Origin of the sequence: Croceibacterium soli (assembly GCF_009828065.1) — a bacterium.
In the GTDB taxonomy this organism is placed as follows: domain Bacteria; phylum Pseudomonadota; class Alphaproteobacteria; order Sphingomonadales; family Sphingomonadaceae; genus Croceibacterium_B; species Croceibacterium_B soli.
The window spans coordinates 122014-143232 of record NZ_WTYK01000005.1; the positions used below are offsets into that span (position 1 = coordinate 122014).

Here is a 21219-nt window from a genome sequence, read left to right on the forward strand (position 1 = left end):
CTGCGTGCCGTGAGGCTGGGCCCCCTCCACCGTCGCTACGCGACGGTCCCCCTGCCCGTTCCGGGGAGGATTTGGAGTGATCGGCACTCTCCTGATCGCAAATCGCGGCGAGATCGCTTGTCGGATCATGCGCACTGCGCGGGCTATGGGGATCGGCACGGTGGCGGTCTATTCCGATGCCGACGCGAAGGCGCTGCATGTGCGGATGGCCGACCAGGCGGTGCATATCGGGCCGGCGGCGGCGGCGGAAAGCTACTTGCGCGGCGAGCGAATTATCGAGGCGGCGAAGGCGAGCGGGGCGGACGCGGTCCATCCGGGTTACGGGTTTCTCAGTGAGAATGCCGACTTCGCGCAGGCGGTGATCGATGCCGGGCTGGTGTGGGTCGGCCCGCGCCCGCAGAGCATTCGCGCGATGGGGCTGAAGGATGCCGCCAAGAAGCTGATGCAGGATGCCGGGGTGCCGGTCACCCCGGGCTACATGGGGGAGGACCAGTCGCCGGAGCGCTTGCAGCAGGAAGCCGACGCGATCGGTTATCCGGTGCTCATCAAGGCGGTCGCGGGCGGCGGCGGCAAGGGGATGCGCAAGGTCGACGCGGCGCAGGATCTCCTCGCCGCGCTGGAATCCTGCCGGCGGGAAGCGAGCGCCAGCTTCGGCAACGACGAGGTCCTGCTGGAGAAGTGGATCACCAGCCCGCGGCATATCGAGGTGCAGGTGTTCGGCGACACGCACGGCAATGTCGTGCACTTGTTCGAGCGCGACTGTTCGCTCCAGCGGCGGCACCAGAAAGTGATCGAGGAAGCGCCGGCCCCGGGCATGGATGCGGCGACGCGCGAGGCGATCTGCGCCGCCGCCGTGCGCGCGGCCCAGGCGGTGGACTATGTCGGCGCGGGCACGATCGAGTTCATCGCCGACGCCAGCGAGGGGCTGAGCGCGAGCCGCATCTTCTTCATGGAGATGAACACCCGCCTGCAAGTCGAGCACCCGGTGACCGAGGAGATCACCGGGGTCGATCTGGTCGAGTGGCAGCTGCGCGTGGCGAACGGCGAGCCGCTGCCGCTGCGGCAGGAGGAGCTGTCCATCCGCGGCCATGCCCTCGAGGCGCGGCTCTATGCCGAGGATCCGGCGAAGGGTTTCCTGCCGAGCCCGGGCAAGCTGGAGCACTTGCGCCTGGACGGGCGGATCCGCATCGAGACCGGGGTCGATCAGGGCGACACGGTCAGCCCGTTCTACGACCCGATGATCGCCAAGCTGGTGGTGCATGGCCCCGACCGCGAACATGCGCGCCTTGCGCTACTCGGCGCGCTGGATGCGAGTTACGTCGCGCCGGTTCCGACGAACCAGGGGTTTCTCTACGAATGTCTCGATCATCCGGATTTCATCCGGGCCGAGCTCGACACCGGCCTGATCGAGCGCGCGGGCGAGAGCCTGATCCCGCGCGCGACGCCCTCGCAGGAGGTGCTCGACGCGGCCGCGCGCCAGCACCGCCGGGACCGGAGCGGGGACGGCTTGTCCGACGGCCTGTTCGGCTTCCGCCTGAACGCGCCGGCTCGCGAGACGATCGGCCTCAACGGCCCGGGCGGGTATGCGGCCGGCTCCACCGAGGGGTATGCCACCGCCCCTGATGCCGGCGCGGCGATGGCTGCCGGCGGCGACATCCTCGTCACCCGGCGGGGACAGACTTACCTGTTCGGGAACGGGCCGGGCCATGCCTCCGCCGCCATGGCGGCAGACGGAACCGTGCTCGCGCCGATGCCCGGCAAAGTGATCGCCGTCGACGTGGCCGAGGGCGCGGTGGTGGCCCAAGGCCAGCGCCTCCTGGTGCTCGAGGCGATGAAGATGGAGCATGCGCTTACCGCGCCGTTCGACGGGCGGGTTGTGGAGCTCGGCGCCGCGCCGGGGCAGCAGGTCCAGGTCGAAGCGCTGCTGGCGCGGGTGGAGAAGGTGGAGGGTTAAGCCCGCCTCAGCCCCCCCAGTACCGTTCGCCCTGAGCTTGTCGAAGGGCCGCTCTCACTTTCAGCGCTGCGCCCGAAGAAAAGCGGTCCTTCGACAAGCTCAGGACGAACGGAAGGGGGGCTTGCCAAGAGAACAATCCCCGTTCGTGGTGGGCCTGTCGAACTACGACTGGCACCGCGCTTCCCGTCCTTCGAAAAGCTCAGGACGAACGGAAGGGGGCTTGCCAAGAGAACAATCCCCGTTCGTGGTGAGCCTGTCGAACCACGACTGGCACCGCGCTCCCGTCCTTCGACAAGCTCAGGACGAACGGGAGGGGGGCCTGCCAAGAGAACAATCTCCGTTCGTGGTGAGCCTGTCGAACCACGACTGGCACCGCGCTCCCGTCCTTCGACAGGCTCAGGACGAACGGAAGGGGGCTTGCCAAGAGAACAATCTCCGTTCGTGGTGAGCCTGTCGAACCACGACTGGCACCGCGCTTCCGTCCTTCGAAAGGCTCAGGACGAACGGAGGAACGGGGGCGCGGGTGGAGAAGGTGGACACCTGATCCTCCCCGGGACGGGGAGGGGGACCGCCCGCGCAGCGGGTGGTGGAGGGGGCCCGCGGCAAGCGCTGCACCAGGCGGAGGGCCCCCTCCGTCACCGGCCTGCGGCCGGCGCCACCTCCCCGTCCCGGGGAGGATTTTTCGGCGCGGCGCTCGCCCGCTTGTCAGTCCCCCGCTGCTGCGGCAGTCTTGGCCGCGTAAGGCTTTGGGAGAGCTTCGTGACCGACACCGCCGCCGCCGCGCCGCTGCGAGATTCCCATGTGAAGGTCATCGCCGCATCTTCCCTCGGCACGGTGTTCGAGTGGTACGATTTCTACCTCTACGGGCTGCTTGCGACGATCATCTCGGCGCAGTTCTTTTCCGGGGTCAACGAGACCACGGCGTTCATCCTGGCCCTCGCCGCGTTCGCCGCGGGGTTCGCGGTGCGGCCGTTCGGGGCGCTGGTGTTCGGGCGGATCGGCGACATCGTCGGCCGCAAGAACACCTTCCTGGTGACGATGGGGCTGATGGGCGCTTCGACTTTCGCAGTCGGGCTGCTGCCGTCCTATGCCTCCATCGGCGTGGCCGCGCCGCTGCTGCTGGTGGCGCTGCGGCTGATCCAGGGACTGGCGCTGGGCGGCGAATACGGCGGGGCGGCGACTTACGTGGCGGAGCATGCGCCCGAGGGGAAGCGCGGGCTCTACACCAGCTTCATCCAGACGACCGCCACGCTCGGCCTGTTCGCGGCGCTGCTGGTGGTCATCGGCCTGCGCACCTGGATGGGCGAGGAGGCTTTCTCCGCCTGGGGCTGGCGCCTGCCGTTCCTGCTATCGGCGATCCTGCTCGGCGTTTCGCTGTGGATCCGCCTGCAACTGCAGGAAAGCCCTGTGTTCCGCGAGATGAAGGAACAGGGCAAGACCTCCAAGGCGCCGCTGACCGAGGCCTTCGGCAGGTGGCGCAACTTGCGCTGGGTGCTGGTCGCGTTGCTCGGTGCCGTCGCGGGGCAGGCGGTGGTCTGGTACACGGGGCAGTTCTACGCCCTGTTCTACCTCGAGCGGATCCTGAAGGTGGACGGCGGCACGGCCAACATCCTGATCGCCACGGCGCTGGCCATCGGCACGCCGTTCTTCATCTTCTTCGGCTGGCTGTCCGACAGGATCGGCCGCAAGCCGATCATCCTGGGCGGCTGTGCGCTAGCCGCGGCGCTGTACTTCCCGCTGTTCGGGGCGCTGACCAGTGCCGCCAACCCTGCGCTGGCGGAGGCGCAGGCGCGCGCGCCGGTCACCGTCGCGGCCGATCCCGCGACCTGTTCTGTGCAGTTCGACCCGATCGGCAACGAAAGCTTCGACCAGACCGGGTGCGACATCGCCAAGTCGGCCCTGGCCAAGGCCGGCATCCCTTACGCGAACCAGGAGACCGCCGGTGGCGGCGCCGAGGCCCTCGTCACGGTCGGCGAGCGGCGGATCGAAGTCGCCCCCGGCACCGACGTGGCGGCGGAGCTGACCGCCGCGCTGGAGGAAGCGAACTACCCGCTGAAGGCCGACCCGGCGCGGACCGACACGGTGCTGGTCGTCGCCATCCTGACCGTGCTCGTGCTGCTGGTGACGATGGTCTACGGCCCGATCGCCGCGCTGCTGGTGGAGCTGTTCCCCAGCCGCATCCGCTACACCGCGATGAGCCTGCCCTACCACATCGGCAATGGCTGGTTCGGCGGCTTCCTGCCGACGATCGCCTTCGCGATGGTCGCGGCCACCGGCGATATCTACGCCGGGCTGTGGTACCCGGTCGGGGTCGCGGTGCTGACGCTGGTGGTGGGGCTGCTGTTCCTGCCCGAGACTTTCAGGCGCAGGATCGATCATGAGGGATAAAGATCCTCCCCGGCACGGGGAGGTGGCGCCGGCCGCAGGCCGGTGACGGAGGGGGCCCTCCGCTGAGCGCAGCGCTCGCCGCGGGCCCCCTCCACCACCCGCTGCGCGGGCGGTCCCCCTCCCCGTCCCGGGGAGGATTTACGCTTTCGGCTTCGCCGGCGGGTTGAGGCGCCGGAACAGCCGGCCCTTCTCGCTGTAGAACACCAGCAGCAGCGCGCCGACGCTGCAGATCAGCAGCGCGAGGGCGAAAGGCTGGGCGGTGCCGTCGTAGGACTGGCCGATGATCAGCCCGACCACTGCCGCGCCGAACATTCGGAAGAACGTCTGGATCGAGCTGGCGGCGCCGGCGATGGAGGCGAAAGGCTGCATCGCGATCGAACCGAAGTTCGCGCCGAGGAAGCCGAGCAGGCCGAGGTTGGTGGCCATCAGCGGCAGGAACCAGGCCAGGCTGTCGGGCCGGTAGTGCGAGGCCCAGACCTGCACGGCGCTGACCAGGATGAACACCAGCACGCCGGTGTGCGACACCCGCCGCGCGCCGAAGCGTTCGACGATGCGCGAGTTGACGACGTTGGAGACGACCATCATCGCGGCGGTCGCGCCGAACACGATAGGGAACAGCTCGCCGACCGCGAAGTGCTCGCCGATCAGCTGCTGCGCGCTGTTCACGTAACCGAACACGGCGCCGATCAGCAGCATCGTGCCGAGCACGTACCCGACCGAGGCGCGGTTGATCAGCGCCACGCGCATGTTGCGGACGATGACCGGCACGTTGATGTTCTGGCGGTGGGCCGGATCGAGCGTTTCCGGCAGGCGCACCCAGACCCACACCGCGGCGAGCCCGCCCATCAGCGCCAGGAACACGAAGATCCAGCGCCAGCCGGCGAACAGCAGCACCGCCTGCCCTATGCTGGGGGCAATCACCGGAACGGTGATGAACACGGCGCTGACAAGGCTCATCAGCCGGGCCATGCGGTCGCCTTCGTACTGGTCGCGGATGATGGCCGTGGGCACGACCATCAGGCCCGCCGACAGCACCCCCTGGATCCCGCGCAGGACCAGCAGCATGGTGAAGTCCTGCACCAGCGCGATCAGCAGCGAGAACACGGAATAGGAGGCCAGCGACAGCAGCAGCAGCGGGCGCCGCCCGAAGCGGTCGGCAAAGGCGCCGGGCACGAGACAGCCGAGCCCGTTGGCGAGCAGGAACACCGCGATGACGAACTGCCGCTGGTTGCCTTCCGCCGCGCCGAGTTCGCTGGCGATCTCGTCGAGCGCCGGCAGCATGCCGTCGATCGCGAGGGCGTTGAGGCTCATCAGCAGGGCGACGATCACGACCAGCTCCCGCTGGCCGATGGTCCTCTTGTCGTGAGAGAGCATGGTGCTGCCGGTCATACGATGCCTTTGCCTTCTGTTGCGTTGCAGCACAATGACTTTGCTATCGATGCGGCGAGCCGAGCCGCTAGACTGCCGGAATGCCGAGTCCCGTGCCCGATGATGACGAAGCGCCGGGGCTGCGCAAGATCATCCATGTCGACATGGATGCCTTCTTCGCCAGCGTGGAGCAGCGCGACAATCCGGAGCTGCGCGGCAAGCCGGTCGCCGTCGGCGGCTCGAGCGGGCGCGGGGTGGTCGCCGCGGCCAGCTACGAGGCGCGGAAGTTCGGCGTACGTTCGGCGATGCCGTCGGTCACCGCCAAGCGGCTGTGCCCCGACCTGATCTTCTGCAAAGGCCGGTTCGATGCCTATCGCGAAGTCTCCGGCCAAATCCGCGAGATCTTCCGCTCCTTCACCCCGCACGTCGAGCCGCTGAGCCTGGACGAAGCCTATCTCGACGTGACCGAGGACATTCGCGGGATCGGCTCGGCCACCCGCATTGCCGAACTGATCCGGCAGCGGATCCGCGAGGAGACGCAGCTCACCGCCAGCGCCGGGGTCAGCTACAACAAGTTCCTGGCCAAGCTGGCCAGCGACCAGAACAAGCCCGACGGGATCTGCGTGATCCGCCCGGGCGAGGGCGCGCGGTTCGTCGCCGGCCTGCCGGTGCGCCGCTTCCACGGCGTGGGCCCGCGCGGGGCGGAGAAGATGGCGCGGCTGGGCATCGAGACCGGGGCCGACCTCGCGACGAAGGACATCGCCTGGCTGCGGGCCCATTTCGGCAGCTTCGCCGACTACCTGTTCCGCGCCGCGAGGGGCATCGACCTCAGGCCGGTGCGGGCCAACAGGATCCGCAAGTCGCTGGGCGGGGAACGCACGTTCGGCAAGGACATTTCCAGCGGGCCGGAGCTGCGCGCGGCGCTGGAGGACATCGTCGAGATCGTCTGGGCCCGCATCGCCGAAAGCGGGACGCAGGGCCGCACGGTGACGCTCAAGCTCAAGTACACCGATTTCCAGCTGATGAGCCGGGCGCGGTCCCTGCCGCGTGCGATCGACGGCAAGGCCGAGTTTGCGCGAGTTTCGCGAGCGATCCTCGACGAACTCCTGCCCCTGCCGATGCCGATCCGCCTGATGGGCCTGACCCTGTCGAACCTGGAAGGCGAGGAGAGCGAGGACCGCCCGCCCGACACCGCGCAGCTATCGCTGCTTTGAGCGGGTTTCCACTTTTGTTTTTATGCGGGTCGACTCCGCCCACTCCGCGCGCGGGGCGAGATGGATCCTGAAACGAGTTCAGGATGACGGGGTTGGGGCTGCCCAACCGCTCCGCCCCAACCTCTGTTGTCACCCTGAACTTGTTTCAGGGTCCATTTGGCCGTCACGCACAGACGCCCGCCGGATCCGCCACGACGCCGGTTCGAACCGGCCCTTCCCCGTTCGTGGTGAGCCTGTCGAAACACGACTGGCGCCACGCTCCCGTCCTTCGACAAGCTCAGGACGAACGGGAACTCGCACTTATCTCAGGAAACGCCAGTAGCAGGCGGCGCCGCGCGGGGGCGGCGAGTCCCTCCGGCAGGGCATCGCGGGCGAACCAGCGCGCTTCGATCACCTCGCGCCCGTCGGGCCGCGGATCGCCCCGGAAACGCGCGGTGAACACGTACGCGCGGTGGGCCGCGCCGTGGAGCGGATGTTCGAAGCTGGCCGCGAGCGCCAGGTCCTCCAGCTCGCAGCCGAGTTCCTCGCGCATTTCGCGCCTGGCGCAAGCCTCCGGATCCTCGCCCTTGCCCACCCCGCCCCCGGGCAGCGACCACTTGCCGGAACCGTAACCGTGGCGGACGAGCAGGACCCGCCCCGCTTCGTCCAGGCCGATCACCGACACGCCTGCGCCGGAATATCCCGTCAGCCAGGGCCACCGCTTGCGCAACCGGTGCGCCAGTCGCAGCGCCAGCCGGTGCAGCGGCGCCGGGATCAGGTGAAGCATGTGACCCGCTGGCGCGCCGCGCCGAGCAGGCGGGCAACGGGCAGGTCGTTCTCCCCGCGCGCGGCGGCTTCGAACAGCGCGCGCTTTTCCGCCCCGCGGATCACGAACAGCAGTTCGTCGGAGTTGAGCAGAGCGGGGATCGTCAGGGTGATGCGATCGAACGGCGCTTCGGGCGGCAGCGGATCGGGCGTCAGCATGCGGATCGCTTCCGGATCGTCCACTCGCGGATCGGTGTTCGGGAACAGCGAAGCGATGTGCCCGTCCGCCCCCATGCCGAGCCAGGCGAGCGCGAAATGGGGCACCTGCTCCATCACGGTTAGCGCGACGACTTCCGCCCCGGCAGGTTCCAGCAGCGCACGGATTTTGCCTGTGTTGCTCGCCGGATGATCCTCCGGCACCTCGCGGTCGTCGCCCGGCCACACACTGACCCGCCGCCAGTCCAGCGGCATCGCGGCGAGCCGTTCGAGGATCGGGAACGGCGTCGATCCGCCGGGTACGGTGATCGCCACGGGCACCGCGGCGGCGGACAAGGCGGAGCGCAAGCGGCCGTGCAGCCACTCCGCTATCGCCGCGTCGTCGGCGCCTTCGATGATGTCTACCTCGGGCATTCGCCGTTCCTAGCCGTCATCGCGGGCAAAGCGAAGTGGTGCGGGGGTCGGGCGGCACTGGCATTCGCTGGTGTCGTGGACCTGTGCCGGCGGCGGGATGGATGCTGAAACGAGTTCAGCATGACGGGTGGTTGTTCATGCTGAAACGAGTTCAGCATGACGCGTGGCTGTTCATGTCCCTTCCCCCTCGTCGCCGTCCCCCCTCGTCGCCGTCCCCCCTCGTCGCCGTCCCCCCTCGTCGCCGTCTCCCCTCGTCACCCTTCCCCCCCTTCGTCACCCTGAACTTGTTTCAGGGTCCATCCCGCCGCACGCGCAACCCTCAGCGCAGGACCTGGCGCAGGAACCAGACGCGCTCCTCGGCGAAGTCGGTCCATTCGTCGACGACTCCGCTGGTGGCGTTGTCGCCGGCCTCTTCGGCCGCCTCCTTCACCTCCTTCAGGCGCGCGACGAGCTTCGCGTTGTCGTCGCGCAGCTGCTCGACCATCTTCTCGGGGTCGAGCGTGGTCGAATCCTCGTCGGCGATCTGGGCGGTCTTGCCGATCGCGCCGATCGAGGTGAGCGTATCGGCATCGTTCTTGCGCACGCGCTCGGCGATCAGGTCGACCACGGACAGGATCTGCTGCGCCTGCTCGTCGAACAGCAAGTGCAGGTCGCGGAAGCGCGGACCGGCCACGTGCCAGTGGAAGCTTTTCGTCTTCACGTAGAGCGCCAGGTGGTCGGCAAGTGCGCCGTTGAGCGCGCCGATCAGCGCCTTCTTCGAGTTGTCGCCCGTCTTCGCCATAGTCGTTCCCCTTGGATGGTGTTCAGGCGCGACAACGTGCGGGAGGGGCAAAGCGTTTCCCGAACAATCCTGCCCGCTGTGATCGGTTCAGCCGATGATGCCGCGCGCCGCGAGCGCGGCGAGAACAGCGGCGATCCCGAACAGCGCCGCGGCGGCGAACCGGACCGTGCGGACGAACACGTGCTTCTCCCACTGCGTCCCCAGGGCCCAGCCGGCGGTCAGCACCGCCCCGGTGCCGAGAGTCCCGCCGACCGCCGCCAGGGCCGGCGCGCCGGTCGCCACTGCGAGGGCCAGCACCAGGAACCGCGCCGAATCCGTCAGCTGGCCGGCGAACAGGACCAGGCCGATGGCGCCGAGCGAGCGGGTCGGCTCGGCCGGCGTGCGGCGCGGGGCGGCGAACAGCAGCTCCAGCGCCGCGACCGCCAGCGCCGCCGCCACGAACATCGTCTTGCCCGCCGGCGGCATCAGCGGGGCGAGCATGGATCCCGCCCAGGCGGCGAGCGCCGAGGTGGCCGCGGCGGTGATCCAGCAGGCGGCCAGCAGGCCTGCCCCGCCGCCGAGCGCCCCCGAAAGCCGCGCGACCAGCAAAGCGGTGCGCCCGCCGGCCATCCCCAGGGCGGCGGTCAGCAGAGCGAGGAACAGCGCCGGCATAAAGACCTAGCTGGGTGTTTCACGCCGGGCGGACGAGGCCTGCGCCACCGCAACCCCGTCGCGCCTGGCAATCGCGTCCGCCGTGCGCAGTGACAGAGCGGCAATGGTCAGCGTGGGGTTGGCCCAGCCGGAAGTGGGGAACAGCGAGCTGCCGGCGATGTAGAGGTTGTCGATCCCATGGACCCGCCCGTGGCCGTCGGCCACCCCCTGCTTCGGGTCCTCGGCCATGCGCGTGGTGCCCATGTGGTGGTAGCCGCCGATCGGGTGCGCGCTGATCAGCGGGTCCGTGCGCCAGCGGCGGTCCGGCTCCGAAAGCCAGGCGGCCGGCTCCACCCGGCCCAGCCCGAGCCGCTCCATCTCCGAGCCGAGCGCCGCGACCAGCCGCTCGACCGAATGGACGTCGAGTTCCGACGTGCGCCAGTCGAGCGCCACGCGCGGCATGCCCAGGCGGTCGCGCTCGGCCGACAGCGTGACCCGGCTGTCGGGGTTCGGCGCCTGCTCCGCCCGCACCAGCAGCGCCAGCTCGATCCGGTTCAGCTTGTGCAGCAGCCAGGGCCGCGCGGGGTCGACGATCGGCTGCACGGCCTGGACCAGCTTCTTGGTCCGCAGCCACGCGCTTCGCGCCCGGCGGGTCGGGTCGAGGTCGTGCTTGACCCGGTTGTAGGCCCGCATGCCCCAGAACTGGGATTTGCCGGCGGGCTGGCGGGGCGCGATGGTGAGCGAGGTGTTGAGCATCGCCTCGCGCGCCTGGAGCGCCTTGCTCGCACCGATCAGCACCGCGACGAGTTGCCGCTGCACGCAGTGCCGCCGCCCGAACGCCTTCAGCAGGCGCCAGACGTACGGCGTCTCGACGCGTCCGCCGCGCGCGTGCGGATGCTCCATGAAGAAGCGCCCGACCAGGTCGTGCCCGTTGCCGAGGCCCTGCGGCACGACCGCTTTGGAGGCGAGCAGCACGCGGGCGTTCTCGATCCCGCCGGCGGCGAGGACGTAAGTGCGTGCCGTGAACCGTGCGCTGCGGCCCTTGCTGCCGCGCACCGCCAGCGCAGTGACGCGGCCCGCGTCGTGATCCGTCTCGATCGCGGTGACCGTCGCATGGGTGAAGATCGTGCAGCGGGGGTGCGACCGCAGGTCCGCGCAGCGGGCAAATGTGAAGCGGTCGGGCTGCCGGTCGAACGACCACAGCTTGAGATCGATGCGCCCGGGATCGAAATCCGGCAGGCTAACGCCGCGCGGCAAGTCCGCCGTTCCGGGCCCTTCGGCAGGCAGCCCGAACACGCGGCGGGCTTCGGCGTAGTAGGGCCGCATCTCCTCGTAAGTCACCGGCCAGCCCGACCAGGGCACCCACTCGCGCCGCTCGAAATCCACCGGCTCCAGCGGGGCCAGCCGCCCGCCCCAGATCGCCGCCGTGCCGCCGAAGAAGCGCAGCCGTGCGTGGTCCAGCCGGTAGTATGGCTCTCCGACGTTTTCGCCCATGTTGAGCTCGGCCGCCGCCCGCTCGTAGTCGGTCCCGCCCGATTCCAGCAGGGTGACGGTGCGCCCGGCCGCCAGCAGCCGGCGCGCGAGCGTCAGCCCGGCAACCCCGCTGCCGATGATGCAGACGTCGGTGGCGTGAGTATCGAAGTGGGTGCGGTCGAAGTCGACGATTCCCGGTCGTTCGGACGGCAGCCGATCAGCGGGATCGTGAAGCGGTTTCGGGGCATCCCCCGCGCGGGCATCCATCGTCCGACCAGCCTTAGGCCAGCGTCCGGACTGCGGCAACTGCCGAAAGACATTGCGATAAAGGTGGAGCGGGCGAAGGGAATCGAACCCTCGTCGTAAGCTTGGGAAGCTTCTGCTCTACCATTGAGCTACGCCCGCGAAGCGCGAGCGAGCGATTAGCCCGGCCCATCGGCCGGGTCAATCGGTTCGGCCGCGGTGATCCGGATGCGAAGCGCGCCTCAGCGCCCGGAGGCGCGGGCGTTCTGGATGTCGACCACTTTCGGGCTGCTGGCGAAGAGCTCGGTGAAGGGATCGTCGAGGTCCATCGCGCGCGGTTCGGTGCCTTCGCGCACGGTGGTGCGGCGCATGTCGCGCTTCTTGTTGGCGTAATCGTATTCGCCGCCGCGGTGCATCGAGCAGAGGTTGTCCCAGATCACCATGTCGCCGGCGTGCCACTTGACGCTGAAGATGTACTGCGGCTGGGTGCAGTGCTCGATCAGGTCGCGGATCAGCTTGCGCCCTTCGGCCTTGTCCATGCCTTCGATGTCCATCGTGTGGGCGGCGATGAACAGCGCCTTCCGGCCGGAGCCGCGGTGGATGTGGACGAGCGGGTGCCTGGCGCGGGGCCGCGCCTCGATCTCTTCGTCGGCGATGTCGGCGCCGGCCATCTTGCGGCTCCACCACAGCGAGTTCAGCCCGACTTTGCCTTCGAGCAGGTCCTTCGTCTCCTGCGGCAGGTCCTCGTAGGCGCTGCGGGTGTCGGCGAACCAGGTCTCGCCGCCCTCGTCCGGCACTTCGTGGGCGAGGAGCAGCGAATAGGACGTGCGCTTTTCCATGAAGGCGCTGTCGGTGTGCCACAGGCGGTCGCCCTTGCGGTACTGGATCGCCGCCGGATCCTGGGTGATCTCGCCGTCGGCATTGAGGTTGGAGGCGTCGAACAGCTCGCGGAACGGCAGGCGCATCTTCATGTCTTCGCGCTGCGGGACGCGCTCGAGATAGCCGAAGTTGCGGCTGAACTCGACGTGCTGCTCGTCGTTCATGCCGGTGTTGCGCCAGACCGTGATGCCCCAGGTGTCCATCGCGTCGGTCACCTGCTTCACCTCTTCGGGCGAAAGCGGCTTGGTCAGGTCGAGCCCGGAGCACTCGGCGCCGAAGCGCGGCAGGATGGGTTCGACGGTCAGCGGCATGGTCTCTCTCCAAAACAACGTAGAAAGCTATCTAAATCACTTCCCCTTGTTTTGGAAGCTCAAACCGGCCGCTTGCGCTGCAGCGAGGCGCGCTTGCACTGCGCCACCAGCGTTTCGTCCTGGTTGTAGGCGCGCTGGGCGAAGGTCACGATCCCCTGGTCCGGCCGGGACTTGCTCTCGCGGATCTCGATCACTTCGGTCTCGATCCGCAAGGTGTCGCCGATGAACACCGGCGCCGGGAAACGCACTTCGTCCCACCCGAGATTGGCAACAGCGGTGCCCTGTGTGGTGTCGCCCACGGAGACCCCGACCATCAGCCCGAGGGTGAAGCAGGAATTGACCAGGATCCGTCCGTACTCCGTGCCTTTCATGAACTCGGCATCGAGGTGGAGCGGCGCCGGGTTGTGAGTCAGCGCGCTGATCATCAGGTTGTCGGTCTCTGTCACCGTGCGCCGCAGCGCGTGATCGAACACCTGCCCGACCGAAAACTGCTCGAACCACAATCCGGCCATGTCTTTCTCCCTGCAACCTCTTCGAGGGCCAACCGCCCGATCCCCTACCCGTTCGCCCTAAGCTTGTCGAAGGGCGTTGGCGCGCGCCTCATGCTTCGTCACCCTGAACTCGTTTCAGGGTCCATGGCTTCACCTGCACCTCCGCAGACGGAGGAGGAATGGATGCTGAAACGAGTTCAGCATGACGGAGAATGGGAGGACGGGCTGCAGTTCCCCTAGATCCGTTCACTCTGGCTTGTTTATGGGCCTTGGCGCGCGCCCCGCATGGTTCGACAGGCTCACCACGAACGGGTGGGGGCGGGCCGCGGAGGAAAGGAACGTCGTCTCGGCCGTTGAGGGTGCGGACAGACGAGGAGATCACAATGCGCCTTGCCCTGATCGCGGCCGTCGCCGCGCTGCCGCTCTCAAGCTGCGGCGATGCGTCGGAGCCTGCACCCACGCCCGAGCAGACCGGAGCCGTGGCCGACGTGAGCGCCCCCGAGACCGCGCCCATCGAAGCTACTCCGGCACCAGGCGAGATGCCCGATTTGCAGACGATCCCTGCCGCCATTCAGGGCCGCTGGGCTTTAACCGAAGCCGACTGCACTGCCGCGCGCGGCGCAGCCACGGGCCTGCTGCGGATCGGCCCGGAGACGCTGACGTTCTATGAATCGGCCGGCACCCTGGCCGACATCGAGGAAGCGAACGCCAACCGCATCCGCGCGGAATTCTCCTTCACCGGCGAAGGGATGACCTGGAGCCGCGACATCACGCTGGAGCTGCAGGACGGCGGCGCCGCGCTGGTCCGCCGCGAACACGGAGAGGGTGCCGCGTTTCGTTATAGCAAGTGTCCATGAGCGAACGCACCCGTATCCCGCCGCTGTCCCCGTTCGAAGAGCAGGCCGGCTTCACCCGCGCCTTGCGCGCCGGCAACCGCATCGTCGTTTCGGGCAACGTGGGGGTGGAGGAAGACGGCTCCGTCTCGCCCGACGCGGGCAAGCAGGCCGACCGCTGCTTCGCGCTGATCCGCGAGTATGTCGAGCAACTCGGCGGACGGATGGACGATGTCGTGCGGGTGCGCATGTTCGTGACCGACATCGCCGATGCCGACGCGGTCACTGCAGCATTCTCCCGCGCGCTCGGCCATGTGCGTCCGACGGGAACCCTGGTCGCGATCGCCGCGCTCTATCACCCGAGCTGGAAGGTCGAGATCGAGGCCGAAGCCATAGTGGGAGACGAATGATGATTGTCCGCAGCACGCTCGCCACGCTTGTGACCCTCGGCGCCCTTGCCGGCTGCGCCGCGACGACACCTCCGCCGGGCGATCCGCCTGTGCGCGAGCCCGAAGGAAGCTGCCGCGCCGAACCGGGGCAGCGTTTCGTCGGCATGCGCGCGAGCGCCGAAGTCGGCGCGCAGATGCTCGCGGCCACCGGCGCCCGGCTGCTGCGCTGGGTGCCGCCGCGCACGGCGGTGACGATGGACTTCAACCCTTCGCGCCTGACGGTCAGCTACGACGACAATTCGATCATCTCCACGGTCTCCTGCACCTGAGGCGGTTTCACCAGAAACGAGTTGCCCGCCGCGCGGCCGCGCCATAGAGATGCGGCGGGATACAAGCGGGACGGGACGACGATGACCGGCCAATTCGAACTGACCGACGACCAGTTCGCCATCCAGGAAATGGCGCAGCGCTTCACCGCCGACGCGATCAGCCCCCACGCCGCCGAATGGGACGAGAAGCACGTCTTCCCGCGCGACACGATCCGCGCGGCGGCGGAGCTGGGGTTCGGATCGATCTACGTCAGCGAGGAAAGCGGCGGCATCGGGCTCGGCCGCCTCGAAGCCGCGCTGATCATGGAGGCGATGGCTTACGGCTGCCCTTCGACGAGCGCGTTCATCTCGATCCACAACATGGCCAGCTGGATGATCGACCGGTTCGGGTCGGACGCGGTGAAGCAGAAGTACCTGCCCATCCTGATCGGCATGGAGACGATGGCCAGCTACTGCCTGACCGAGCCTTCCTCCGGCTCCGACGCGGCCGCGCTCAAGACCCGGGCCGTGCGCGACGGGGACCACTGGGTGGTTACCGGCACCAAGCAGTTCATCTCCGGAGCCGGCGAGAACGAGATCTATGTCACGATGGTCCGCACGGGGGAGGGTGGGCCGAAGGGCATTTCCTGCCTGGTGATCGAAAAGGGCATGGAAGGCGTCTCCTTCGGGGCGCAGGAAAGGAAGCTCGGCTGGCACTCGCAGCCGACTGCCGCGCTCAATCTCGACAACGTCCGCGTGCCGGCGGAGAACCTGGTCGGCGGCGAAGGCGAAGGCTTCCGCATCGCCATGATGGGGCTCGACGGCGGGCGGCTGAACATCGGCGCCTGCTCGCTCGGCGGGGCGCAGCGCTGCCTGGACGAAGCGGTGCGCTACACCAAGGAACGCCAGCAGTTCGGGAAGGCGATCGCCGATTTCCAGAACACGGAGTTCACGCTGGCGGACATGGCCACCGAGCTCGAGGCGGCCCGCGCCCTGCTCTACCGGGCAGCGGTGAAAGTGACCGAGAACGCCCCCGACAAGACCCGCTTCGCCGCCATGGCCAAGCGCTTCGCCACCGACACCGGCAGCACGGTCGTCGACCGCGCGCTGCAGCTCCACGGCGGCTACGGCTACCTGCAGGACTACCCGATCGAACGCTTCTGGCGCGACTTGCGGGTGCATTCGATCCTGGAGGGCACCAACCAGATCATGCGGATGATCGTCGGCCGGGACTTGTTGAGGCAGTGATGGCAGCGGAACCCAAAATCCTCCCCGGGACGGGGAGGTGGCGCCGGCCCCTTCGACGCCGCCTGCGGCGTCGCTCAGGACAAGCTCCGGCCGGTGACGGAGGGGGCCCGCCGACCGTGCAACGACTGCGCCTGCCGGGGGCCCCCTCCACCATGCTGCGCATGGTCCCCCTCCCCGTCCCGGGGAGGAATGGTGCGGCGCTGGACGAAGTTCAGATCCTCCCCTGCAAGGGGAGGGGGACCGCCGCCGCAGGCGGTGGTGGAGGGGGCCCGCCTCCTGGTGCGTGGTGCCTGCGGCGGGCCCCCTCCACCATGCTGCGCATGGTCCCCCTCCCCGTCCCGGGGAGGACTTGGGCATGACCCAGGAACTGCACCTTCACAGCCACGGCGGCGTTGGGCATGTCTCCCTCGCCCGGCCGAGGGCGCTGCATGCGCTGACGCACGGCATGTGCGAGGCGATGAGCGAGGCCCTGCTCGCGTGGCGCGAGGATTCCGCGATCGAGGCGGTGATCGTCGACCATGCCGAAGGGCGCGGGTTCTGCGCCGGGGGCGACGTGGCGCTGGTCCGCCGCTCGGCGCTTGAGGACGGCGGCGCGGCGGGGCGGGCGTTCTTCCATGCGGAGTACCGGCTCAACCACCTGCTGTTCACTTACCCGAAGCCCATCGTGGCGTTCATGGACGGGGTGACGATGGGGGGCGGCGTCGGCATTTCCCAGCCGGCGAAGTTCCGCGTCGCGACCGAAAACACTCTGTTCGCCATGCCGGAGGGCGCCATCGGCCTGTTCCCCGACGTCGGCGCGGGCTGGTACTTGCCGCGCCTGCCCGGCCGGGTCGGGCAGTTCCTCGCCCTCACCGGAGCGCGGCTCGACGGGGCGGAATGCCTCTGGGCGGGCCTCGCCACGCATTACCTGCCGAGCGAGCGCCTGGCCGAGGCCAAGGCGCGGATCGTCGATGCTCCGGGCGAGATCGACAGGATCCTGCAGGACCTCTCGGCTACACCGCCGGACGCGCGGCTGGCGGGCAACGCCGAGAAGATCGACCGCCTGTTCGCGTCCGACCGGCTGGAGGACATCGTCGCCGCCCTCGAAGCCGATCCCTCGGACTGGGCGGCGAAGGAGCTGAAGGCGGTCACCGCCAAGTGCCCGGCGACCGCCAAAGTCGCGCTGCGGCAGTTCGCCGAAGGCGCGCGCATGACAGATTTCGCCGACGAGATGCGCAGCGAATACCGCCTCGCCAGCCGGATGATGCTGCGGCCCGACTTCGCCGAGGGCGTGCGCGCCGTGCTGATCGACAAGGACAATGCCCCGCGGTGGGATCCGCCGACGCCCGAAGGAGTGAGCGAGGAGGCCCTCGACGCCATCTTCGCACCCCTGCCGACAGGCGAGGAATGGTCCCCCTTCCCGCAGGCAACTTAGGCTTGCGATAGAAATTCTGCCGTGCCTTGCCGGTTGCGGTCGTGCCATGCAGCGACCACTTCTCCACCGACCATCCACCGACAGGACTTATCCGCGCCACCATGCAGCGCCTTACCCATCTTCAGCGTCTCGAAGCCGAGAGCATCCACATCATGCGCGAGGTTGTGGCCGAAGCGCAGAACCCGGTGATGCTCTATTCGGTCGGCAAGGACAGCGCGGTGATGCTGCACCTTGCCCGCAAGGCGTTCTACCCCGCGCCCCCGCCCTTCCCGCTGCTGCACGTCGACACGACCTGGAAGTTCCAGGACATGTACAAGCTGCGCGACAAGGCGGCGAAAGCGGCCGGGATGGAGCTGATCGTCTACCAGAACCCCGAAGCCAAGGAGCGCGGGATCAACCCGTTCGACCACGGCCCGCTGCACACCGACATGTGGAAGACCGAAGGCCTCAAGCAGGCGCTCAGCCAGCATGGCTTCGACGCGGCTTTCGGCGGCGCCCGGCGCGACGAGGAGAAAAGCCGCGCGAAGGAGCGCATCTTCTCCTTCCGTACCGCCAGCCACGGCTGGGACCCGAAGAACCAGCGGCCCGAGCTGTGGAACCTCTACAACGCCCGCAAGAGCAAAGGGGAGAGCATCCGCGTCTTCCCGATCAGCAACTGGACCGAGCTCGACATCTGGCAGTACATCATGGCCGAGAACATCGAGATCGTGCCGCTGTACATGTCCGCCCCGCGCCCGACGGTGGAGCGCGACGGCCTGCTGCTGATGGTCGATGACGACCGCTTCCCGTTGCAGCCTGGCGAGGAGCCGGTCATGCGCTCGATCCGCTTCCGCACGCTCGGCTGCTATCCGCTGACCGGCGCGGTCGAGAGTACGGCGAGCACACTGCCGGAAGTCGTCCAGGAGATGCTGCTGACCACCACCAGCGAACGCCAGGGCCGCGCCATCGACAAGGACGAAGGCGGCGCCGGGATGGAGAAGAAGAAGCAGGAGGGCTACTTTTGATGGGCCGCGCGCAGATCCTCCCCGGGACGGGGAGGTGGCAGACGCTGAAAGCGGCTGACGGAGGGGGCTATCCCCCCACCACAGCATTTGCGGACAGCCCCCTCCACCACCCGCTTCGCGGGCGGTCCCCCTCCCCGTCCCGGGGAGGATCGCATGTCTGACGCTCCCGACACGATCTACAAAACCGACGCCCTCATCGCCGAGGACATCGAGAGCTATCTCGAGCTGCACCAGAACAAGGGCCTGCTGCGCTTCATCACCTGCGGCAGCGTCGATGACGGCAAGTCCACGCTGATCGGCCGCCTGCTGTACGATTCCAAGATGATCTTCGAGGATCAGCTCGCCGCGCTGGAGGCCGACAGCAAGCGCGTCGGCACGCAAGGGCAGGAGATCGACTTCGCGCTCCTGGTCGACGGCCTCGCCGCCGAGCGCGAGCAGGGCATCACGATCGACGTCGCCTACCGCTTCTTCAGCACCGAGAAACGCAAGTTCATCGTCGCCGACACCCCGGGGCACGAGCAGTACACCCGCAACATGGTCACCGGCGCGAGCACGGCCGATCTCGCGGTGATCCTGGTCGATGCGCGCAAGGGCGTGCTGGTGCAGACCCGGCGCCATTCCTATCTCGCGCACCTTATCGGCATCAAGCATCTGGTGCTGGCGGTGAACAAGATGGACCTGGTCGACTACGACCAGGAGACCTTCGACCGCATCGTCGCCGATTACCGCGCTTTCGCCACGAGCATCGGGATCGAGGACTTCACCGCGATCCCGCTGTCCGGCTTCAAGGGCGACAACATCACCGCCGCGCCTTCGGCCAACACGCCGTGGTACACGGGCCCGAGCCTGATCCAACACCTCGAGACTGTCGAGATCGCCGACCAGGCCGCGCAGGCCCGCGCCTTCCGCATGCCGGTGCAGTGGGTCAACCGCCCGAACCTCGACTTCCGCGGCTTCGCTGGCCTGATCGCCGGCGGCAGCGTGAAGCCGGGCGACCCGGTTCGCATAGTGCCTTCGGGCAAGACCAGCACCGTGCAGCGCATCGTCGCGATGGACGGCGACCTGGAAGAAGCCGTGGCGGGCCAGTCGGTCACCCTCACGCTCGCCGACGAAGTCGACTGCAGCCGCGGCGATGTGATCGCCGCCGCCGACGAACCGCCGCAGAGCGCCGACCAGTTCGAAGCGACCCTGGTGTGGATGAGCGAAGACGCGCTGATCCCCGGCCGCGGCTACTGGCTGAAGCTGGCGGCCCAGACGGTCACCGCCACGGTCGCCGAGCCGAAGTACGAGATCGACGTCAACTCGCTCGAGCACCTCGCCGCCAAGACGCTCGGCCTCAACGCCATCGGCATCGCCGAAGTGACCACGGACCGGGCGATCACGTTCGAGCCTTACGCGCAGTCGCGCCAGCTCGGCGGGTTCATCCTGATCGACAAGCTGACGAACGCAACCGTCGCCGCCGGCATGATCCACTTCTGCCTGCGCCGGGCGCAGAACGTCCACTGGCAGGCGCTGGAAGTCGGCCGCGAGGCCCACGCCGCGCTCAAGAACCAGAAGCCGGCGGTGCTGTGGTTCACCGGCCTGTCCGGCTCGGGCAAGAGCACGATTGCCAACCTGGTCGAGAAGAAGCTCCACGCCGCTGGGCGGCACACGTTCCTGCTGGACGGGGACAACGTCCGCCACGGGCTCAACAAGGATCTCGGGTTCACCGAGGCCGACCGGATCGAGAACATCCGCCGCGTCGGCGAAGTGGCGAAGCTGATGGCCGATGCCGGCCTGATCGTGATCACCGCCTTCATCAGCCCCTTCCGCGCCGAGCGCGAGCTCGTCCGCTCGATGCTGCCCGACGGCGAGTTCGTCGAGGTGTTCATCGACACCCCGCTGGAAGTGGCCGAAGAACGCGACGTGAAGGGCCTCTACAAGAAGGCCCGCGCGGGCGAGCTGAAGAACTTCACCGGCATCGACAGTCCCTACGAGCGGCCCGAGAACCCCGAGATCCGCGTCGACACGACCCGCTCCACGCCGGAACAGGCGGCCGAGCTCATCGCCGCGCGCCTGCTCGGCGAGTGGGCGCCGGACCTGTGACGCAGGCCGACGCGGCACTCGCCGCGGAACTCGCCGGGGAAGCAGGCCGGCTGCTGGTGGAGCTGCGTGAACGCGGCGAGTTCGAAGGCAAGGTGCTCGGCCAGGAAGGCGACCGGATCGCCAACCGGTTCCTGATCGAGCGGCTGCGCGCCGAGCGCCCTGACGACGGCATCCTCTCCGAAGAGAGCGCCGACACCGCGGAGCGTCTCGCAAAATCCCGCGTGTGGATCATCGATCCGCTCGACGGCACCCGCGAATATGGCGAAGGCCGGCCCGACTGGGCGGTCCATGTCGGGCTGGCGATCGACGGTGTCGCGGAGACCGGCGCGGTCGCCCTGCCGGGCTTCGACGGCGGCACCGTCCTGCGCTCCGACATGCTCGCCCCGCGTGTGCCCTACGACGGCCCCCCGCGCATGCTGGTCAGCCGCACCCGCCCCGCTGCCGAAGCGCTCGCCGTGGCCGAACGGCTCGGCTGCGAGCTCGTGCCGATGGGCTCGGCCGGAGCGAAGGCGATGGCGGTCGTGCTCGGCCAGGCGGAGATCTACCTGCACTCGGGCGGGCAATACGAATGGGACAACTGCGCGCCCGTCGCCGTCGCCCGCGCCCACGGCCTGCACTGCTCCCGCATCGACGGCAGCGAATTGCGCTACAACAACCGCGACACCTACCTGCCGGACCTGCTCATCTGCCGGACGGAATGGGCGGAGCAGGCGCTCGGGGTGGTTGCCGAGTCCGAGCCCTCATCCAAGCTGCGCTAGCCCGCTTCGCGGGCAAGCTCCGCTATCCTTCTCCCACCAGTGGGAGAAGGAGGTGACGGCGCCCGCAGCGCCCA

General features: G+C 68.6%; 19 protein-coding genes and 1 tRNA gene. 11 read left to right on the forward strand and 9 right to left on the reverse strand.

Annotated features, from left to right (window positions below):
- Window positions 1–76: 76 nt before the first annotated feature.
- Both GRI75_RS10080 and GRI75_RS10085 read left to right on the forward strand, forming a co-directional pair.
- Window positions 77–1954 carry an acetyl/propionyl/methylcrotonyl-CoA carboxylase subunit alpha gene (locus tag GRI75_RS10080; RefSeq protein ID WP_160746850.1) on the forward strand — a complete coding sequence of 626 codons (1878 nt, stop codon included), beginning with the start codon at window positions 77–79 and terminating at the stop codon, window positions 1952–1954.
- 759 nt (window positions 1955–2713) lie between these two features.
- Window positions 2714–4342: an MFS transporter gene (locus GRI75_RS10085; RefSeq protein WP_160746851.1), complete on the forward strand. Its 1629-nt coding sequence runs from the start codon at window positions 2714–2716 to the stop codon at window positions 4340–4342.
- A gap of 138 nt (window positions 4343–4480) precedes the next feature.
- Here GRI75_RS10085 and GRI75_RS10090 read toward each other — a convergent pair whose 3' ends face one another.
- A complete protein-coding gene (locus GRI75_RS10090) occupies window positions 4481–5731 on the reverse strand; it encodes a multidrug effflux MFS transporter (protein WP_160746852.1) in 1251 nt (416 codons plus the stop codon).
- Between the two features lie 80 nt (window positions 5732–5811).
- Between GRI75_RS10090 and dinB the strand changes: the two genes are divergently transcribed.
- Entirely contained in the window at window positions 5812–6924 is a 1113-nt protein-coding gene (dinB, locus tag GRI75_RS10095) for a DNA polymerase IV (RefSeq protein WP_160746853.1), read from the forward strand.
- Between the two features lie 277 nt (window positions 6925–7201).
- On the opposite strand, the gene GRI75_RS10100 is transcribed toward dinB, so the two are convergent.
- The 8 genes from GRI75_RS10100 to GRI75_RS10135 form a co-directional block, all read right to left on the reverse strand.
- On the reverse strand, window positions 7202–7690 hold the full coding sequence (locus GRI75_RS10100; protein ID WP_160746854.1) for an NUDIX hydrolase: 489 nt from the start codon (window positions 7688–7690) through the stop codon (window positions 7202–7204).
- A complete protein-coding gene (locus tag GRI75_RS10105) occupies window positions 7678–8298 on the reverse strand; it encodes a 6-phosphogluconolactonase (protein WP_160746855.1) in 621 nt (206 codons plus the stop codon). Before GRI75_RS10105 ends, GRI75_RS10100 begins: the two co-directional genes overlap by 13 nt.
- Before the next feature lie 319 nt (window positions 8299–8617).
- Window positions 8618–9079: a Dps family protein gene (locus tag GRI75_RS10110; RefSeq protein ID WP_160746856.1), complete on the reverse strand. Its 462-nt coding sequence runs from the start codon at window positions 9077–9079 to the stop codon at window positions 8618–8620.
- Window positions 9080–9166: 87 nt separating this feature from the next.
- Window positions 9167–9730: a hypothetical protein gene (locus GRI75_RS10115; RefSeq protein WP_160746857.1), complete on the reverse strand. Its 564-nt coding sequence runs from the start codon at window positions 9728–9730 to the stop codon at window positions 9167–9169.
- Between the two features lie 6 nt (window positions 9731–9736).
- Complete coding sequence (locus GRI75_RS10120; RefSeq protein WP_160746858.1) at window positions 9737–11449, reverse strand: FAD-dependent oxidoreductase; 1713 nt, start codon at window positions 11447–11449, stop codon at window positions 9737–9739.
- Between the two features lie 64 nt (window positions 11450–11513).
- A tRNA-Gly gene (locus GRI75_RS10125) sits at window positions 11514–11587 on the reverse strand.
- Window positions 11588–11667: 80 nt separating this feature from the next.
- The gene (locus GRI75_RS10130) at window positions 11668–12615 is read right to left on the reverse strand and encodes a TauD/TfdA dioxygenase family protein (protein WP_160746859.1); all 948 of its coding nucleotides are present in this window, start codon (window positions 12613–12615) and stop codon (window positions 11668–11670) included.
- Window positions 12616–12674: 59 nt separating this feature from the next.
- Window positions 12675–13127, reverse strand: coding sequence for a MaoC family dehydratase (locus GRI75_RS10135; RefSeq protein ID WP_160746860.1), 453 nt, complete (start codon window positions 13125–13127; stop codon window positions 12675–12677).
- Between the two features lie 362 nt (window positions 13128–13489).
- On the opposite strand from GRI75_RS10135, the gene GRI75_RS10140 reads away from it, so the two are divergent.
- The 8 genes from GRI75_RS10140 (at window position 13490) to GRI75_RS10175 (ending at window position 21145) form a co-directional block, all read left to right on the forward strand.
- Window positions 13490–13963 carry a hypothetical protein gene (locus GRI75_RS10140; RefSeq protein WP_160746861.1) on the forward strand — a complete coding sequence of 158 codons (474 nt, stop codon included), beginning with the start codon at window positions 13490–13492 and terminating at the stop codon, window positions 13961–13963.
- Window positions 13960–14349, forward strand: coding sequence for a Rid family hydrolase (locus GRI75_RS10145; RefSeq protein ID WP_160746862.1), 390 nt, complete (start codon window positions 13960–13962; stop codon window positions 14347–14349). The genes GRI75_RS10140 and GRI75_RS10145 overlap by 4 nt, the downstream gene beginning before the upstream one ends.
- Window positions 14346–14657, forward strand: coding sequence for an I78 family peptidase inhibitor (locus GRI75_RS10150; protein ID WP_235911456.1), 312 nt, complete (start codon window positions 14346–14348; stop codon window positions 14655–14657). The genes GRI75_RS10145 and GRI75_RS10150 overlap by 4 nt, the downstream gene beginning before the upstream one ends.
- An 81-nt stretch (window positions 14658–14738) precedes the next feature.
- Window positions 14739–15884, forward strand: a complete 1146-nt coding sequence (locus GRI75_RS10155; RefSeq protein ID WP_160746863.1) for an acyl-CoA dehydrogenase family protein — start codon at window positions 14739–14741, stop codon at window positions 15882–15884.
- A 355-nt stretch (window positions 15885–16239) separates the two neighbouring features.
- Window positions 16240–17298 carry an enoyl-CoA hydratase/isomerase family protein gene (locus GRI75_RS10160; RefSeq protein WP_160746864.1) on the forward strand — a complete coding sequence of 353 codons (1059 nt, stop codon included), beginning with the start codon at window positions 16240–16242 and terminating at the stop codon, window positions 17296–17298.
- 89 nt (window positions 17299–17387) lie between these two features.
- Entirely contained in the window at window positions 17388–18302 is a 915-nt protein-coding gene (gene cysD / locus GRI75_RS10165) for a sulfate adenylyltransferase subunit CysD (RefSeq protein ID WP_328597971.1), read from the forward strand.
- Between the two features lie 153 nt (window positions 18303–18455).
- Complete coding sequence (gene cysN / locus GRI75_RS10170; protein WP_160746866.1) at window positions 18456–20387, forward strand: sulfate adenylyltransferase subunit CysN; 1932 nt, start codon at window positions 18456–18458, stop codon at window positions 20385–20387.
- Window positions 20384–21145 carry a 3'(2'),5'-bisphosphate nucleotidase CysQ gene (locus tag GRI75_RS10175; RefSeq protein WP_160746867.1) on the forward strand — a complete coding sequence of 254 codons (762 nt, stop codon included), beginning with the start codon at window positions 20384–20386 and terminating at the stop codon, window positions 21143–21145. The genes cysN and GRI75_RS10175 overlap by 4 nt, the downstream gene beginning before the upstream one ends.
- Window positions 21146–21219 lie beyond the last annotated feature (74 nt).